The 16,461-nt window shown below is 57.0% G+C and carries 13 protein-coding genes; 7 read left to right on the top strand and 6 right to left on the bottom strand.

Going from position 1 to position 16,461, the window contains the following annotated elements; all coding sequences use genetic code 11:
• Positions 1-100: 100 nt before the first annotated feature.
• Both L384_RS10170 and L384_RS10175 read left to right on the top strand, forming a co-directional pair.
• Complete coding sequence (locus L384_RS10170) at positions 101-1,015, top strand: SPFH domain-containing protein (protein ID WP_003858941.1); 915 nt, start codon at positions 101-103, stop codon at positions 1,013-1,015.
• On the top strand, positions 1,012-1,464 hold the full coding sequence (locus tag L384_RS10175) for an NfeD family protein (protein WP_023324251.1): 453 nt from the start codon (positions 1,012-1,014) through the stop codon (positions 1,462-1,464). The genes L384_RS10170 and L384_RS10175 overlap by 4 nt, the downstream gene beginning before the upstream one ends.
• Here the strand turns inward: L384_RS10175 and cueR are convergent.
• Positions 1,461-1,871, bottom strand: a complete 411-nt coding sequence (gene cueR, locus L384_RS10180) for a Cu(I)-responsive transcriptional regulator (protein ID WP_017383222.1) — start codon at positions 1,869-1,871, stop codon at positions 1,461-1,463. The two genes, L384_RS10175 and cueR, sit on opposite strands and share 4 nt — an antisense overlap.
• Positions 1,872-1,979: 108 nt before the next feature.
• Between cueR and copA the strand changes: the two genes are divergently transcribed.
• From copA to ybaK, 3 genes are all read left to right on the top strand, one after another.
• Positions 1,980-4,478, top strand: coding sequence for a copper-exporting P-type ATPase CopA (gene copA, locus L384_RS10185; protein WP_023324250.1), 2,499 nt, complete (start codon positions 1,980-1,982; stop codon positions 4,476-4,478).
• A gap of 50 nt (positions 4,479-4,528) precedes the next feature.
• Positions 4,529-5,323, top strand: a complete 795-nt coding sequence (locus tag L384_RS10190) for a TraB/GumN family protein (RefSeq protein WP_022650510.1) — start codon at positions 4,529-4,531, stop codon at positions 5,321-5,323.
• A gap of 198 nt (positions 5,324-5,521) precedes the next feature.
• Positions 5,522-6,001: a Cys-tRNA(Pro)/Cys-tRNA(Cys) deacylase YbaK gene (ybaK, locus tag L384_RS10195; protein WP_003858950.1), complete on the top strand. Its 480-nt coding sequence runs from the start codon at positions 5,522-5,524 to the stop codon at positions 5,999-6,001.
• Positions 6,002-6,121: 120 nt separating this feature from the next.
• On the opposite strand, the gene ushA is transcribed toward ybaK, so the two are convergent.
• Positions 6,122-7,774 (bottom strand): bifunctional UDP-sugar hydrolase/5'-nucleotidase UshA, encoded by a 1,653-nt coding sequence (ushA, locus tag L384_RS10200; protein ID WP_023324249.1) that lies wholly within the window; start codon positions 7,772-7,774, stop codon positions 6,122-6,124.
• A gap of 164 nt (positions 7,775-7,938) precedes the next feature.
• Between ushA and L384_RS10205 the strand changes: the two genes are divergently transcribed.
• Both L384_RS10205 and ybaL read left to right on the top strand, forming a co-directional pair.
• On the top strand, positions 7,939-9,159 hold the full coding sequence (locus tag L384_RS10205; protein WP_015571242.1) for an MFS transporter: 1,221 nt from the start codon (positions 7,939-7,941) through the stop codon (positions 9,157-9,159).
• Between the two features lie 232 nt (positions 9,160-9,391).
• Positions 9,392-11,068, top strand: coding sequence for a YbaL family putative K(+) efflux transporter (gene ybaL / locus L384_RS10210; RefSeq protein WP_022650507.1), 1,677 nt, complete (start codon positions 9,392-9,394; stop codon positions 11,066-11,068).
• 93 nt (positions 11,069-11,161) lie between these two features.
• Here the strand turns inward: ybaL and L384_RS10215 are convergent, their stop codons facing one another.
• The 4 genes from L384_RS10215 to htpG form a co-directional block, all read right to left on the bottom strand.
• Entirely contained in the window at positions 11,162-12,466 is a 1,305-nt protein-coding gene (locus L384_RS10215) for an inosine/guanosine kinase (protein WP_022650506.1), read from the bottom strand.
• A 62-nt stretch (positions 12,467-12,528) separates the two neighbouring features.
• On the bottom strand, positions 12,529-13,491 hold the full coding sequence (hemH, locus tag L384_RS10220; RefSeq protein WP_003858963.1) for a ferrochelatase: 963 nt from the start codon (positions 13,489-13,491) through the stop codon (positions 12,529-12,531).
• 124 nt (positions 13,492-13,615) lie between these two features.
• Entirely contained in the window at positions 13,616-14,260 is a 645-nt protein-coding gene (gene adk / locus L384_RS10225; RefSeq protein WP_006809841.1) for an adenylate kinase, read from the bottom strand.
• Between the two features lie 217 nt (positions 14,261-14,477).
• Entirely contained in the window at positions 14,478-16,352 is a 1,875-nt protein-coding gene (gene htpG, locus L384_RS10230; RefSeq protein ID WP_023324248.1) for a molecular chaperone HtpG, read from the bottom strand.
• Positions 16,353-16,461 lie beyond the last annotated feature (109 nt).

Raw genomic sequence — 16,461 nt, 5'->3', positions numbered from 1 at the left:
CACCTCTTTACAGGGGCGAAATCCTGTTCGTTAGCCGATATACTTACGTTCAACAAATACGCAGTTTTTCTCGTTACGGCATGCAAAACAGGAGGTTTTTATGCTCATCGTTGTTCCCGTCCTTATTTTCGTTGCGCTGGTTATCGTGGGCGCAGGCGTCAAAATTGTCCCGCAGGGTTACCAGTGGACCGTCGAACGCTTCGGTCGCTACACCAATACCCTTCAGCCGGGTTTAAGCCTGATCGTCCCGTTCATGGACAGAATTGGGCGCAAGATCAACATGATGGAGCAGGTGCTGGATATCCCTTCTCAGGAAGTCATCTCCAAGGATAACGCCAACGTCACCATCGATGCGGTGTGCTTTATTCAGGTGATTGATGCGCCAAAAGCGGCCTATGAGGTGAGCAACCTGGAGCTGGCGATCGTCAACCTGACCATGACCAACATCCGTACCGTGCTTGGCTCGATGGAGCTGGATGAAATGCTCTCCCAGCGCGACAGCATTAATACCCGCCTGCTGCACATTGTGGATGAAGCCACCAATCCGTGGGGGATCAAAGTGACACGCATTGAGATCCGCGACGTGCGCCCACCGGCAGAGCTGATTGCTTCCATGAACGCGCAGATGAAGGCCGAGCGTACCAAGCGTGCCTATATTCTTGAAGCCGAAGGGGTGCGTCAGGCTGAAATCCTGAAAGCGGAAGGGGAAAAACAGTCGCAGATCCTGAAAGCCGAGGGCGACCGTCAGTCTGCCTTCCTCCAGGCGGAAGCGCGTGAACGTTCGGCAGAAGCGGAAGCCCGCGCGACGCAAATGGTCTCCGAGGCGATTGCCGCCGGGGATATCCAGGCCGTGAACTACTTCGTCGCACAAAAATATACCGATGCGCTGAAGGAGATCGGCTCCGCGAACAACAGCAAAGTGGTGATGATGCCGCTGGATGCCAGCAGCCTGATGGGGTCTATCGCCGGAATTGCCGAACTGATCAAAGACGGCGGAAACGAGCGTAAAAAATGATTGAGCTCATCGTTGCACATCCTCATGCGTTCTGGCTAAGCCTTGGCGGACTGCTGCTGGCCGCCGAGATGCTTGGCGGCAACGGTTATCTGCTGTGGAGCGGGGTTGCCGCGGTGATTACCGGGCTGGTCGTCTGGCTGCTGCCTGTCGGCTGGGAGTGGCAGGGCGCGCTGTTTGCCGTGCTGACGCTGCTGGCCGCCTGGCTGTGGTGGCGCTGGCTGAACAAACGGGTGAAGGCGCAGAAGCCGATCGACGCGCATCTCAACCAGCGTGGGCAGCAGATCGTGGGTAAACGCTTTACGCTTGATAACACGCTAATAAACGGACGCGGTCATATGCGCGTGGGGGACAGTTCGTGGCCGGTGGTGGCCGATGATGACCTCAGCGCCGGCACGCGGGTTGAGGTCATCGCGGTGGAAGGTATTACCCTGCGGGTTAAAGCCTGTTAGGCGTGGGTTTTACGGTGGCAGCAGCCGGAAAGATTGTCGATAATCGGGCACTCGGCGCTGTCATCTCCCGGGCAGGATTCTGCCAGCTGTAACAGTTGCTCACGCATCGCCTGTAATTCGATGATATGGCGTTCGATCTCCGCCACTTTTTCCAGCGTACGTTTTTTCACGTCGGCACTGTGGCGTTTCGGATCGTTAAACAGGTTAACCAGCTCGCCGCACTCTTCAAGGTTAAATCCTACCTGTCTTGCCTGGCGCAGTAACGTCAGTTCATCAAGATGCAGCTGCGTATAGCTGCGGTAGCCGTTCTCACTGCGCAACGGTGGCGTCACCAGCCCTTTTTCCTCATAAAAGCGAATCGCTTTGCTGGTTAAGCCGGTTTTTTTCGCAACATCGCTGATATTCACATTTCCCCCTTGACCTTCCCCTTGATGGAAGGTTTAACCTTCATAACAGTTAGCGAAAAGCAGAGTGAAGGTCAACAATTGACCAGAACATTATACGGGAGTTTTGTTATGTCTCACACTATTGACCTGACACTGGACGGCCTCTCCTGCGGCCACTGTGTCAAACGCGTTAAAGAAAGCCTGGAGCAGCGTCCTGACGTGGAAAGCGCTGAGGTGACTATCGATCATGCCGCCGTGACCGGCAGCGCCAGCGCCGACGCGCTGATTGATACCATTAAACAGGCCGGTTACGGGGCGGAGTTAAGCCACCCAAAGGCTAAACCGCTGGCAGAGTCATCATCCCCGTCGGAAGCACTGACAGCGGCCACTCCTGAGCTTCCGGTAGCTGATGACATTGATGACAGCCAACAACTGCTGATCAACGGCATGAGCTGCGCCAGCTGCGTTTCCCGGGTACAAAACGCCTTACAGGCGGTACCGGGTGTAGCACAGGCACGGGTAAACCTGGCGGAGCGTACTGCGCTGGTGATGGGCAGCGCCTCCGCCGCAGAGTTAGTGCAGGCCGTGGAGAAAGCGGGCTACGGGGCGGAGGCCATCGAAGATGATGCCGAGCGCCGCGAGCGCCAGCAGGAAACGGCTGTCGCCACCATGAAGCGCTTCCGCTGGCAGGCGATTGTCGCCCTGCTGGTCGGTATTCCGGTGATGGTGTGGGGCATGATGGGTGACAACATGATGGTCACCGCTGACAACCGCACCCTGTGGCTGGTGATTGGTCTGATTACCCTTGCGGTGATGGTGTTTGCAGGCGGGCATTTCTATACCAGCGCCTGGAAGAGCCTGAAAAACCGCACCGCGACGATGGACACGCTGGTCGCCCTCGGGACCGGCGCGGCGTGGCTCTATTCCATGAGCGTGAACGTCTGGCCCCAGTGGTTCCCGCTGGAAGCCCGGCATCTCTATTATGAAGCGAGCGCAATGATTATCGGCCTGATCAACTTAGGCCATATGCTGGAAGCCCGCGCCCGTCAGCGTTCCTCGAAAGCGCTGGAAAGATTGCTTGATTTAACCCCGCCGACGGCCCGCGTGGTCACGGACGACGGGGAAAAAAGCGTTCCGCTCTCAGAGGTACAGCCGGGAATGACGCTGCGCCTGACCACCGGCGACCGCGTGCCCGTCGACGGTGAAATCACCCAGGGCGATGCCTGGCTGGATGAAGCGATGCTGACCGGCGAGCCGATTCCTCAGCAGAAATCTCAGGGCGACGCCGTGCATGCCGGTACGGTCGTGCAGGACGGCAGCGTGCTGTTCCGCGCCAGCGCGGTCGGGAGCCATACCACGCTGTCACGCATCATTCGCATGGTCCGCCAGGCGCAGAGCAGTAAGCCGGAGATTGGTCAGCTTGCCGATAAAATCTCCGCCATTTTTGTGCCGGTGGTCGTCGGTATTGCCCTGCTGAGCGCGGCAATCTGGTATTTCTTCGGCCCGGCGCCGCAGATTGTCTACACCCTGGTGATCGCCACCACGGTACTGATCATCGCCTGCCCTTGTGCCCTTGGCCTGGCAACGCCGATGTCGATTATCTCTGGCGTCGGACGCGCCGCCGAATTTGGCGTACTGGTCCGTGATGCTGACGCCCTGCAACGGGCAAGCACGCTGGACACCCTTGTCTTTGATAAAACCGGCACGCTCACCGAGGGCAAACCGCAGGTGGTGGCCGTCAGTACCGTTGGCTGTACGGAGACGGATGCCCTGCGCCTGGCCGCCGCGCTGGAACAAGGCTCCAGCCACCCGCTAGCGCGCGCCATCCTGGAGAAAGCCGGTGATGCCCGTCTGCCGCAGGTAAGTAACTTCCGCACCCTGCGCGGTTTAGGGGTCAGCGGTGAAGCCGAAGGCCATACGCTGCTGCTGGGAAACCAGGCACTGCTGACTGAACACGGCGTTGATACGTCCGCACTGGACGCAGAGCTGAACGCGCAGGCCTCTCAGGGCGCGACGCCGGTTCTGCTGGCGAGGGATGGTCAGGTGGCGGCGCTACTGGCCGTGCGCGATCCGTTACGCCAGGACAGCGTAGATGCCTTACAGCGCCTGCACCGCGCGGGCTATCGTCTGGTGATGCTGACCGGGGACAACCCGACCACCGCCAACGCCATCGCCAAAGAAGCCGGTATTGATGAAGTGATCGCGGGCGTGCTGCCGGACGGCAAAGCGGACGCCATCAAGAACCTGCAAAGTCAGGGTCGCCAGGTGGCGATGGTGGGCGACGGCATCAACGACGCCCCGGCGCTGGCGCAGGCTGACGTAGGAATTGCGATGGGCGGCGGGAGCGATGTCGCCATTGAAACCGCGGCGATCACCCTGATGCGCCACAGCCTGATGGGCGTGGCGGACGCGCTGGCGATTTCGAAAGCCACGTTGCGCAACATGAAGCAGAACCTGCTGGGGGCGTTCGTCTATAACTCGCTCGGCATTCCGATTGCCGCCGGGATTTTGTGGCCGCTGACCGGTACCCTGCTGAACCCGGTTGTTGCGGGTGCGGCGATGGCGCTCTCGTCAATTACCGTGGTGAGCAACGCTAACCGTCTGCTGCGGTTTAAACCGAAGGATTGAACCTTGTACCCGTACGCGCTAGCATGAACCTTTCCGTTTATGGAGCGCGTATGGGTCTGTTTAATCGTATAAAAACATCGTTTCGCGCCCTTTTTCCCCGCCGTTATGCCTGGCCCGGTATGGATATTTCGCTTCCGGGCGGGCAGCATCTGCACCTGGTGGGAAGCATTCATATGGGCACGCAGGATATGTCCCCCCTGCCCTCCGGCCTGATTAAACTACTGAAGCGCGCCGACGCGCTGATCGTCGAAGCCGACATCTCCGGCCATGAATCGCCGTTTGCCGGGCTGGAAAGCGACCGCCCCCTGGCGGAACGTCTTAACGAGACGCAGTTGGCTGAGCTTACTCGTCTTGCGGATGAGACCGGCGTCTCGCTCTCAATGCTCGACACCCTGCCCCTGTGGCAAATTGCCATGGTGCTACAGGCCACCCAGGCGCAGCGCCTGGGGCTGCGCGGCGATTACGGTATCGATTATCAACTGCTGAATGCGGCAAGGGCGCGCAACCTGTCCGTTATTGAACTGGAAGGCACGGACAGCCAGATTGCGCTCCTTCGCCAGCTTCCCGATGACGGCAAGATGCTACTGGATGATACCCTGACCCACTGGCACACCAACGCGCGTCTGCTGCAAACGATGATTGGCTGGTGGCTGGATGCGCCGCCCGCAGACGGTAAGCTGGCGTTACCGTCGACGTTCAGTGAATCGTTGTATGATGTGCTGATGAACGCGCGCAACCAGGCGTGGCGGGAGACGCTATATGCCCTGCCTGCCGGTCGTTATGTTGTCGCGGTTGGCGCGTTGCATTTGTACGGAGAAGGGAATTTGCCGTCGCTGCTGAAATAAAAAAATGGCCAATATCTCTATTGGCCCGTCAAAGAGGAATTTCATCGTTTTTATTATACCGAAGTGACCTTCGGCTACGCCGATTGTCGCTCAAAGTAACCATCACTGCCAATACTATTGCGCAAGATGGTGCTATTTTTTAGACAAACGTCAGGCGTATGCTGCTGGCATGAATCGTCTGTCGTAAGAAGGATAGCCATGACTCCCGCCGTTAAATTACTCGAAAAAAACAAAATTTCTTTCCGGATCCACACCTACGATCACGATCCGAACGAAACCAACTTTGGTGATGAAGTGGTGCGCAAGCTGGGGCTGAACGCGGACCAGGTCTACAAAACGCTGCTGGTCGCGGTGAACGGCGATATGAAGCACCTCGCTGTGGCAGTGACGCCCGTCGCCGGACAGCTTGATCTGAAGAAAGTGGCCAAAGCGCTGGGAGCGAAAAAGGTCGATATGGCAGACCCGATGGTTGCGCAACGCACAACGGGTTATCTGGTCGGCGGGATCAGCCCGCTCGGCCAGAAAAAGCGTCTGCCCACACTGATCGATGCGCCTTCGCAAGAATTTGAAACGATCTATATTTCTGGCGGCAAACGCGGGCTGGATATCGAACTATCCGCAGGCGATCTGGCGAAAATGCTGGACGCGAAATTTGCGGATATTGCGCGCCGGGATTGAGAAAATTGCCCGGTGGCGCTGCGAGGTAAAAGCAAAACGGTAACAGGCGTTACCGTTTTTTGTGTTCGCGCCCTCTCCCGGTGGGAGAGGGTTGGGGTGAGGGCATCAGGCCGCACAACACTACTGCCAGCTCACCTCACCTTTCGGCTCATACGCGTTCACGTCAATCGGTGAATTTTGCTGGATATACTGCTTCAACACTTCCGCATCAATAAACCCGGTATTTACATAGCCCGGTTTGTTATCGATATGCGGATAGCCGTCGCCGCCGGTGGCGTTAAAGCTTAACGTTGCCAGGCGGTAGGTTTTCGCCGTATCAACCGGTTCGCCTTTGATTTTGAGATCGTTGAGCTTACCGTCCTTCGCGACGAAGCTGACGTTAGCAAACTGCGGATACGCCCCGGAATCTGGCTTCATCTGCGCCACGGCGGTCAGGTAGTCAATCACCTCCTTCCCGCTCATGTCCGCATAGACCACCACGTTGCCAAACGGCTGCACTTTGAGCACGTCTTTATAGGTGATGTCTCCGCCTTCGATGGAGTCACGAATACCGCCGCCGCTCATCACGGCGAAATCCGCATTCGTGCGCGCCATCTGCGCGGCCAGCACCAGACGCCCCATGTTGGTCTGCACGAAGCGGACTTTGCTGCGGTCCCCTTCCAGTCGTCCGTTAAGCGTGCCAATCTTCACGTCCAGCTGCGCTTTCCCTTTGCTCTGGAACGGCGTCAGCAGAGAGAGCATCTGCTGGTTTTCAGCGATCTCTGGCGTGTAGAGTACCCGCTCGCTTTTGCCGTCCGGGTAGGTCACTTTCTTCTTCAGGTTGACCGGGATGAGCTGATAGTGCACCAGCTTCATCTCGCCGTTACGGAATTCGAAATCCGCGCGGCCAACGTATTTACCCCACTCGTGGGCCTGTACAATCCAGATCCCGTTCTGACGATCCGGCGCGCACGGCGTGCCGGGCACATAATCTGCCTGCTTTTTATTCTCAGAAGCCATGCAGACCGGATCCTGCGAATGACCGCCCACAATCATCGCCAGCGAGCCCGCTGGAAGGCTGCGCGCCATCTCCACGTCGCCCGGCGCGTTAGAGCCGTGCTGACCGTTATCGTAATGCCCCATGTGGGTGGTCGCGATAATCACATCCGGTTTTTCATTCTGCTGCAACTCCTGGATCACCAGCTTCGCTTCGTCCGCCGGTTTACGGAATTCGATGTCGGTGAAAAATTCAGGATTACCAATTTTGGCCGTATCGTCGGTGGTTAAGCCGATGACCGCGATCTTCAGATCCTGACGCTTGAACAGCGCCCACGGTTTAAACAAGCGCTCGCCGGTGCTTTTCTGATAAATATTGGCGGAAAGGAACGGGAATTTGGACCACTTCTCCTGCTGGCGCAACACGCTCAGCGGATTATCAAACTCGTGGTTTCCGACCGCCATCGCATCGTAACCAATTAAATTCATGCCGCGGAAATCAGGCTCGGCATCCTGCAAATCAGATTCCGGTACGCCGGTATTAATATCCCCGCCCGACAGCAACAGCACGCTGCCGCCCTGGGCCGCGACCTCTTTACGAATGCCGTCCACCAGCGTTTTTTGCGCCGCCAGGCCATATTCACCGTATTCGCTGCGCCAGAAATGGCCGTGATGATCGTTAGTATGCAGAATGGTAATTTTATAGGTTTTATCTTTTTCATACGCCTGCGCGGGCAGGCTTGTTAGCCCCCATGCGGCGATGAGCGCCAGCGCGACGCCACGCTTCATTAACTTCATCTTCTCTCTCCCTGACCCATAGACAAACGCAAAAATTACAGTGACTCACAAGAATAGACAAATAAGTTTTCAGAATTGCGACTTTCTTCAAATGTCACGGACGGGTATGTTAGTCGGATAATAATTACTCCCTGCATCTCTAATAACAAATCGACGTGGTATTTATGGCAATCAGTGAATCAACCCAGCCCGTCCAGGGCGCTCCGGCGTCGCCGCCGAAATCGCGCACTTCCTTTAAAGTATTAGGCGCAATCAGTCTCTCTCATCTGCTCAACGACATGATCCAGTCGCTGATTCTGGCGATCTACCCGCTGTTGCAGTCTGAGTTCTCATTAACCTTCGTGCAGATCGGGATGATCACCCTGACCTTCCAGCTGGCCTCTTCGCTGCTACAGCCGGTGGTGGGTTACTGGACGGACAAATACCCAATGCCATGGTCGCTGCCCATTGGGATGTGCTTCACCCTGAGCGGGCTGGTGCTGCTGGCCATGGCGGGCAGCTTTGAGGCGGTACTGGTTGCCGCGGCGCTGGTGGGAACCGGTTCATCGGTGTTCCATCCGGAATCGTCCCGCGTGGCGCGTATGGCCTCCGGCGGACGCCACGGGCTGGCGCAGTCTCTGTTCCAGGTGGGGGGGAACTTTGGTAGCTCCCTCGGTCCTCTGCTGGCGGCGGTGATTATCGCGCCCTACGGTAAAGGCAACGTGGCGTGGTTTGTGCTGGCCGCGCTGCTGGCGATTGTCGTCCTGGCGCAAATCAGCCGCTGGTATGCCGCGCAGCATCGCGTAAATAAGGGAAAACCTGCCGCGAAGATAACCAACCCCCTTCCGCGCAATAAGGTGATCCTTGCCGTCAGCGTGCTGCTGGTGCTGATTTTCTCGAAATATTTCTATATGGCGAGCATCAGCAGCTATTACACCTTCTATCTGATGCAAAAATTCGGATTATCGGTACAAAACGCCCAGTTCCACCTCTTTGCCTTCCTGTTTGCGGTGGCGGCAGGCACGGTGATTGGCGGCCCTGTGGGGGATAAAATCGGACGTAAATATGTGATTTGGGGCTCTATCCTCGGCGTTGCGCCGTTTACGCTTGTTTTACCGTACGCAACGCTGGAATGGACCGGAATATTGACGGTGATTATTGGTTTTATTCTCGCGTCGGCGTTTTCAGCCATTCTGGTCTATGCGCAGGAACTGCTGCCGGGACGTATCGGTATGGTTTCCGGCCTCTTTTTCGGTTTTGCCTTTGGCATGGGCGGCCTTGGCGCAGCCGTGTTAGGGATGGTTGCAGACCACACCAGCATCTTCCTGGTCTATAAAATCTGCGCTTTCCTGCCACTTCTGGGGATGTTGACCATATTCCTGCCTGACAACCGTCATAAAGCGTAACTTCACGGCTGCCAAAGTTAAACTTTGGCAGCCGGATAACCTGATGCCATAAGGCTTTCCTCTCCCTCCCCTCAGCAAATTTATCAAAATCCGCCTTTTTTCATGCTTATTGTCTTTTTATTGTGTTTTCAACAATTATTCATAAACATAAGCGTAAAAATTGTCATAAACTATTAATCGGCTTTTTGGTATTTGCACCAAAAATGGATCACCCATCGCAAAAGGAGACGGAATGCACCACGCCACACCGCTTATCACCACCATTGTTGGTGGACTTGTGCTCGCTTTTATTCTCGGCATGATTGCCAATAAACTGCGTATTTCGCCCCTGGTAGGCTATTTGCTGGCGGGCGTGCTGGCAGGGCCCTTTACGCCGGGTTTTGTCGCAGATACCAAACTGGCGCCTGAGCTGGCGGAATTAGGCGTGATCCTGCTGATGTTTGGCGTCGGGCTGCATTTTTCCCTGAAGGATCTGATGGCGGTAAAGTCGATCGCCATACCGGGAGCGATCGCCCAGATAGGGGTGGCTACGCTGCTGGGCATGGCGCTTTCGGCGGTGCTGGGCTGGTCAATCATGACCGGTATCGTATTTGGGCTGTGTCTTTCAACCGCCAGTACCGTGGTGCTGCTGCGCGCGCTTGAAGAGAGGCAGCTGATAGACAGCCAGCGCGGGCAAATCGCGATAGGCTGGCTGATTGTTGAAGATCTGGTAATGGTGTTGACGCTGGTACTGCTGCCCGCCGTCGCCGGGATGATGGAAAAAGAGAATATCGGCTTCGCCTCGCTGGCACTAGATATGAGCATTACCATCGGTAAGGTTGTGGCGTTTATCGCCATCATGATGCTGGTGGGCCGCCGTCTGGTGCCGTGGATCATGTCCCGCAGCGCCGCCACGGGCTCGCGTGAACTGTTCACGCTTTCAGTCCTTGCGCTGGCGCTGGGCATTGCCTTTGGCGCCGTCGAGCTGTTTGACGTCTCCTTTGCGCTGGGCGCGTTCTTCGCCGGGATGGTGCTGAACGAGTCCGAGCTGAGCCACCGCGCCGCGCACGATACCCTGCCGCTACGTGATGCATTCGCGGTGCTGTTCTTCGTCTCCGTCGGGATGCTGTTCGACCCGTTGATCCTCATCCAGCAGCCGCTGGCCGTGCTGGGTACGCTGGCAATCATCATCTTTGGTAAGTCCGTTGCCGCCTTCTTCCTGGTGCGGATGTTCGGTCACTCGCCGCGCACGGCGCTGACCATCGCCGCCAGCCTGGCGCAGATTGGCGAGTTCGCCTTTATTCTTGCCGGTCTGGGGATGGCCCTGAACCTGCTGCCACAGGCTGGGCAAAATCTGGTGCTGGCGGGGGCGATCCTCTCCATCATGTTGAACCCGGTATTGTTTGCCCTGCTGGAGAAATATCTCGAGAAGACCGAAACCCTCGAAGAGCTGACGCTGGAAGAGGCGACAGAAGAAGAGAAACAGATCCCGGTGGATATCTGCAACCACGCGCTGCTGGTCGGTTTTGGCCGCGTCGGCAGCCTGCTGGGTGAAAAACTGATGGCTCAGGGCATTCCACTTGTAGTGATTGAAACGTCACGCACCCGCGTCGACGAACTTCGCGAGCGCGGCATCCGCGCGGTGCTGGGCAACGCGGCTAACGAAGAGATTATGAATCTGGCGCATCTGGACTGCGCTCGCTGGCTGCTGCTCACTATCCCGAACGGTTACGAGGCTGGCGAGATTGTCGCCACAGCCCGTGAAAAATGCCCGCATATCGAAATCATTGCCCGCGCCCATTATGATGACGAAGTGGAGTACATCACCGAGCGCGGCGCGAATCAGGTGGTGATGGGTGAGCGTGAGATTGCGAATACGATGCTGACAATGCTGACGAAACCGCCGGTTGAAGAGGCAGTAACGGGGTAAGTTTTGTGCTGCCTGATGCCCTCACCCTGACCCTCTCCCGCAGGGAGAGGGAACAAACACTAAAAACGGCAACCACAGGTTGCCGTTTTACTTTTACCTGTCCCAATAAGCCTCTTCGAGGCTGTCTTCCCGTTCCGGCAGCCCCCGCGTTAAGCGCGGAGAATGCTGGTTCAGCACCTGATAACTCACGCGGTTCGCGTACTTACACACCTGCGCCAGCGAGGAATAGGTCAGCCAGTCGAAGGTATGTTTGCTGGAATTCGGCACGTTGGTTTTGTGGTAGGCGTTGGCGGTAATGTCGTGCAGCAGCGCGGCCAGCGCGCCGTCGCCCGCGCCGTTGGTGTTCATGATCTTCTCAGGGCCACCCATATACGGTGCGATGTGAGAGAAGATGCGCAGCGGGTTGATGCAGTCTTTATGACGCATAGCGCGGCTGAACTCGTACTGGTTAAATTCGGCGATTGCGCCCGGCAGCAGCGGGTGCTGGGTTTTACGCTTGCTCTCTTCTTCCGTGAAGCCCGCCATGTACAGCCCGACCGGCCCGGCGGTGCAGAGCACCAGGTCCACCCAGTCCAGCGCCTTATCAGACGCCAGCAGCGGATCGCTTTCACCGGTCAGCGCTTCGGCTTCTTCTTCATTCATCGCCAGAATCGAGACGTGTTCTTTCAGGAAGGCCTGCCACCACTCCGGGTTGTCGGCAATGACGAATTTGGTGCCCAGCGTCAGAACCACAGGCACGTTGTATTTCTTCGCGTACTCAATTGCCTTCATGGTTGCGTCCGGCATTGGTTCGCCCGGCTTGCAGCGCACCAGATAGGAGGTCAGTACCAGCGCAGACGCGCCCGCGATCACCTCTTCCGGGATACTTTCAGCGCGCAGCTTATTCATATGGCCGGGGCTGATGGCAAAGGTACGCTCGCCGGAATCGCTTATCAGCGTAAAGCAGCGGCCAATCGGCCCGTCAACGCCCTGTAAATAGTTCAGATCGGTGCGGCTGGAGGTATTGCACAGGTAGCGGTAGGCGTAGCCACCGATTTCGATATTGCTGCACATCACGCCAAGCAGCACCGAGCGGTCGTCTGCCAGTACGGAGTAGTTGTGCATGGTGTTGCCGATAGTGCCGCCGGCAAACTGGTGGGTGATAAGATTTTCGCGCACCAGCTCCTGATACAGCGCTTCAGCAACGTCATCCTCAATCACCAGCGAGTGCCCGGCGCTCAGACCGTAACGAGCGACAAACGCATCATCCACTTTGGCTTCAATGTCCACCAGCGTCTGATCGATACCGACCACCCAGGCAGCGCTGGTTTCGCTTTCCTGCTGAATTTGCTGTAACAGCGGATCGCGGGCATCGACGGGGAAATAGTGTTTGGACTTACGTTTACCGGGAAATTTCATGGTCTGAACTGTGCAAAGAATACGGGCCGGGAATGGTAGCACAAACCCGGCCCGTAACGCGATCAGCGGCGGGTGGTGACCAGTGACACCATCATGTCGATGTGTTCAGGGGAGTCGTTAAGCGCAGGAATGTATTCGTATTTCGTTCCGCCCGCCTCCATAAAGAACTCTTTGTTCTGGACGGCAATTTCTTCCAGCGTTTCCAGACAGTCCGCCGAGAAGCCCGGCGACATCACCTGAATGTGCTTCACGCCCTTCTCGCCCAGCATTTTTAGCGTTTCATCAGTATACGGGGTCAGCCAAGGTTCACGGCCGAAGCGCGACTGGAAGGTCATCATCACCTTCTCAGGCGGCAGGCCGAGGGCGGAGACCAGCTCGCGGGTGGTATCGCGGCAACGCTGGGGGTAATCGTCCCCTTCGTTCGCGAAACGCTGCGGAATACCGTGATAGGAGAGCAGCAGCAGATCCGGCTCGCCGTGTTTTTCAAACGACGCGCGCACGCTGCTGGCAAGCGCCTGAATGTACAGCTCGTTATCGGCGTAGTCGCGGATAAAGGTGATACCCGGTATACGGCGGCGGGTCGCCAGAATGCGCCCCAGTTCGTCCCAGACGGCAGCTACCGTGGAGCACGAATACTGCGGATATAGAGCCAGCACCACAATGTGTTCAACGCCCTGCGCCAGCAGAGAGTCAACGGCGCTTTCCAGGGACGGCTTACCGTAGCTCATGCCGAGCGCAACGGGCATGTCCGGCAGGCGGGCGGCCAGCGCCTTCTCCTGACGACGGCTGTACACCATCAGCGGCGAGCCCTCTTCCATCCACACGGACTGATAGAGCTTTGCCACACGCGGGGAACGAATCGGCAGAATGACGCCACGCAGCAGTGGCCACCACAGCAGTCTTGGGGTATCCACGACGCGCGTGTCGCTTAAAAATTGTCGCAGGTAGCGTTTTACCGCCGCTGGAGTAGGTGCTTCTGGGGTGCCCAGATTGGCAAGCAGGATGCCGGTTTTCGCCTGACTCATTCACGCCTCTTAACCATTTGATAGGCTGTCAATTGTAGCGGAAATGCGTTTAAACGAAACCCATTGCTGCAATAGGTAAGATGAGAATTTTTCTCACCCGGGGCTCCGGGTGAGAGAGGTGCGCTTAGCCGAGAATTTTTTCCAGCTCTGCACGTACGTCAGCCACGGCTTTGGTGCCGTCCACTTTCGCGTATTTGGTGTTACCCGCCTGCGCTTCTTTGGTGTAGTAGCCGATCAGCGGTGCGGTCATCTGATGGTATTCCACCAGGCGTTTACGCACGGTTTCTTCCTGATCGTCTTTACGGGTGGTCAGCTCTTCGCCGGTCACGTCGTCTTTGCCTTCAACCTTAGGTGGGTTGAATTTAATGTGGTAAACGCGGCCAGAAGCAGCGTGTACGCGACGGCCAACGATACGGTCAACGATCAGCTCGTCCGGTACGTCGAACTCCAGCACGTAATCCACGTTGATGCCCGCTTCTTTCATGGCGTCAGCCTGAGGAATGGTGCGCGGGAAGCCGTCCAGCAGGAAACCATTGCGGCAGTCTTCCTGAGCAATGCGCTCTTTTACCAGCGCGATAACCAGTTCGTCGGTCACCAGCTTGCCTGCGTCCATGATGTCTTTAGCTTGTTTGCCCAGCTCGGAGCCAGATTTAACAGCGGCACGCAGCATGTCACCAGTAGAGATTTGCGGAATACCGTATTTCTCCATGATGAACTGAGCCTGAGTTCCCTTACCCGCGCCCGGAGCGCCAAGCAGAATAATACGCATTGCGAAAATCCCCTCAAATGTCGATTCAATTTTTCAAAAGCGCTAAACAATACCACCAGAACGGGTATCGCTCAAGGAAGGCGGGGAGGCTGAAACGGTTAATGAGGGGAGATAATTTGGGAGAGTGCGGTCTGGTGCCCTCACCTTAACCCTCTCCCACAGGGAGAGGGAACTCTTTCACCCTCTCCCTGTGGGAGAGGGCCGGGGTGAGGGAAGATTACGCCAGCAGCAGCGCATTCACACGTTTAATGAACAGGTTAGGATCTTCCAGCGTACCGCGCTCGGCCAGCAGGGACTGATCCAGCAGCAGTTCAACCCACTCCGCAAAGCGGGCGTCGTCCTGGGTATCCGCCGCGCGTTTCACCAGCGGATGATCCGGATTAAGCTCAAAGATATATTTCACTTCCGGCACGGCCTGGCCCGCCGCAGCGAACAGTTTCGCCATCTGGGTGCTCATTTCGTCCGCATCGGTGGTGACAATGGCTGGCGTATCGGTCAGACGGTGCGTGAAGCGCACCTCTTTCACGCGGTCACCCAGCAGGGTTTTCACGCGCTCAATGAACGGCTCCAGCGCCTTCTCGGCTTCTTTCGCGCTTTCGTCCACTTCATCTGCCAGCTTGTCGATGGACTCGTCAGCTTTGGCAACGGACTGGAACGCCTTACCGTCGAACTCGGTCAGGTAGTTCATCATCCATTCGTCGATGCGGTCAGACAGCAGCAGCACTTCGATGCCTTTCTTACGCAGCAGCTCCAGGTGCGGGCTGCTCTTCGCTGCCGCATAGCTGTCGGCGGTGATGTAGTAGATCTTCTCCTGCCCTTCTTTCATGCGGGAGACGTACTCTTCCAGCGACACGGTCTGGGCGGAGGAGTCGTTGTGCGTAGAGGCGAAGCGCAGCAGTTTAGCGATAGCTTCCACATTCGCGGTGTCTTCCGCCGGACCTTCTTTCAGCACCAGGCCAAACTGTTTCCAGAAGGTCTGGTATTTTTCCGCATCGTCCTTCGCCAGTTTTTCCAGCATCTGCAACGCACGTTTGGTCAGGGCGTTACGCAGGTTACGGGTGACGGTGCTGTCCTGAAGGATTTCACGCGAGACGTTCAGCGGCAGATCGTTGGAATCGATCAGACCACGCACAAAGCGCAGGTAGTTCGGCATGAACTGCTCGGCGTCGTCCATAATGAACACGCGCTGCACGTACAACTTCAGGCCGTGCTTGTGATCGCGGTTCCACATGTCCCATGGTGCCTGCGCCGGAATGTACAGCAGGCTGGTGTACTCCTGCTTCCCTTCCACACGGTTGTGGCTCCAGGTCAGCGGATCGGTGAAGTCGTGGGCAATGTGCTTGTAGAACTCATTGTACTCGTCGTCTTTAATTTCAGCTTTGTTACGCGTCCACAGCGCCTGCGCCTTGTTGATTTTCTCCCAGGAAACCACGGTTTCGCCGTCTTTCTCTTCCTGTTTTTCAATCTCAACCGGCAGCGCGATGTGGTCGGAATACTTGCTGATGATGGAGCGTACGCGCCAGTCGTTCAGGAAATCGTCTTCGCCTTCACGCAGGTGCAGGGTGATTTCGGTGCCGCGATCCGCTTTGGTGATGTCATCAACGGTGTACTCGCCTTCCCCTTTGGATTCCCACAGCACGCCGTTCTCGGCGCTGTCGCCCGCGGCGCGGGTGCGCACGGTGACTTTGTCCGCCACGATGAACGCCGAGTAGAAGCCTACGCCGAACTGACCAATCAGCTGGCTGTCTTTCGCCTGGTCAGAGCCCATGGACTCAAGGAACGCTTTGGTGCCGGATTTGGCGATGGTCCCGAGGTGGTCGATCACCTCGTCGCGGTTCATCCCGATGCCGTTATCGGCAATCGTCAGGGTGCGGTTCTCTTTATTGAACGAGACGCGCACGCGCAGTTCGCCGTCGCCTTCATACAGATCCGGGTTAGACAGCGCGCGGAAGCGCAGCTTGTCCGCCGCATCGGAGGCGTTGGAAATCAGCTCACGCAGGAAAATTTCTTTGTTGGAATACAGGGAATGGATCATCAGGTGCAGAAGCTGTTTTACTTCTGACTGGAAACCACGGGTTTCTTGTCCTTTCATCTAAGTCGACCTCAACAATGCCATTTAATGGAGTTGTAAAACGTTGAGTGAGAGATGGGGATAAAGGGGGAAATTTTCAAGCGGAGGCCGCGCGCGCAGCCTCCGTTTG

This window comes from Enterobacter sp. MGH 38, assembly GCF_000492855.1.
Taxonomy (GTDB): domain Bacteria; phylum Pseudomonadota; class Gammaproteobacteria; order Enterobacterales; family Enterobacteriaceae; genus Enterobacter; species Enterobacter hormaechei_C.
This window is presented reverse-complemented; position numbering and strand designations above follow the sequence as displayed.

Bases quoted from the DNA above. Each gene is read 5' to 3' on its own strand.
- L384_RS10175 (WP_023324251.1), top strand. From the start codon at position 1,012: ATGATTGAGCTCATCGTTGCACATCCTCATGCGTTCTGGCTAAGCCTT.
- L384_RS10190 (WP_022650510.1), top strand. From the start codon at position 4,529: ATGGGTCTGTTTAATCGTATAAAAACATCGTTTCGCGCCCTTTTTCCC.
- adk (WP_006809841.1), bottom strand. From the start codon at position 14,260: ATGCGTATTATTCTGCTTGGCGCTCCGGGCGCGGGTAAGGGAACTCAG.
- hemH (WP_003858963.1), bottom strand. From the start codon at position 13,491: ATGAGTCAGGCGAAAACCGGCATCCTGCTTGCCAATCTGGGCACCCCA.
- L384_RS10215 (WP_022650506.1), bottom strand. From the start codon at position 12,466: ATGAAATTTCCCGGTAAACGTAAGTCCAAACACTATTTCCCCGTCGAT.
- htpG (WP_023324248.1), bottom strand. From the start codon at position 16,352: ATGAAAGGACAAGAAACCCGTGGTTTCCAGTCAGAAGTAAAACAGCTT.
- L384_RS10205 (WP_015571242.1), top strand. From the start codon at position 7,939: ATGGCAATCAGTGAATCAACCCAGCCCGTCCAGGGCGCTCCGGCGTCG.
- ybaL (WP_022650507.1), top strand. From the start codon at position 9,392: ATGCACCACGCCACACCGCTTATCACCACCATTGTTGGTGGACTTGTG.
- copA (WP_023324250.1), top strand. From the start codon at position 1,980: ATGTCTCACACTATTGACCTGACACTGGACGGCCTCTCCTGCGGCCAC.
- L384_RS10170 (WP_003858941.1), top strand. From the start codon at position 101: ATGCTCATCGTTGTTCCCGTCCTTATTTTCGTTGCGCTGGTTATCGTG.
- ybaK (WP_003858950.1), top strand. From the start codon at position 5,522: ATGACTCCCGCCGTTAAATTACTCGAAAAAAACAAAATTTCTTTCCGG.
- ushA (WP_023324249.1), bottom strand. From the start codon at position 7,774: ATGAAGTTAATGAAGCGTGGCGTCGCGCTGGCGCTCATCGCCGCATGG.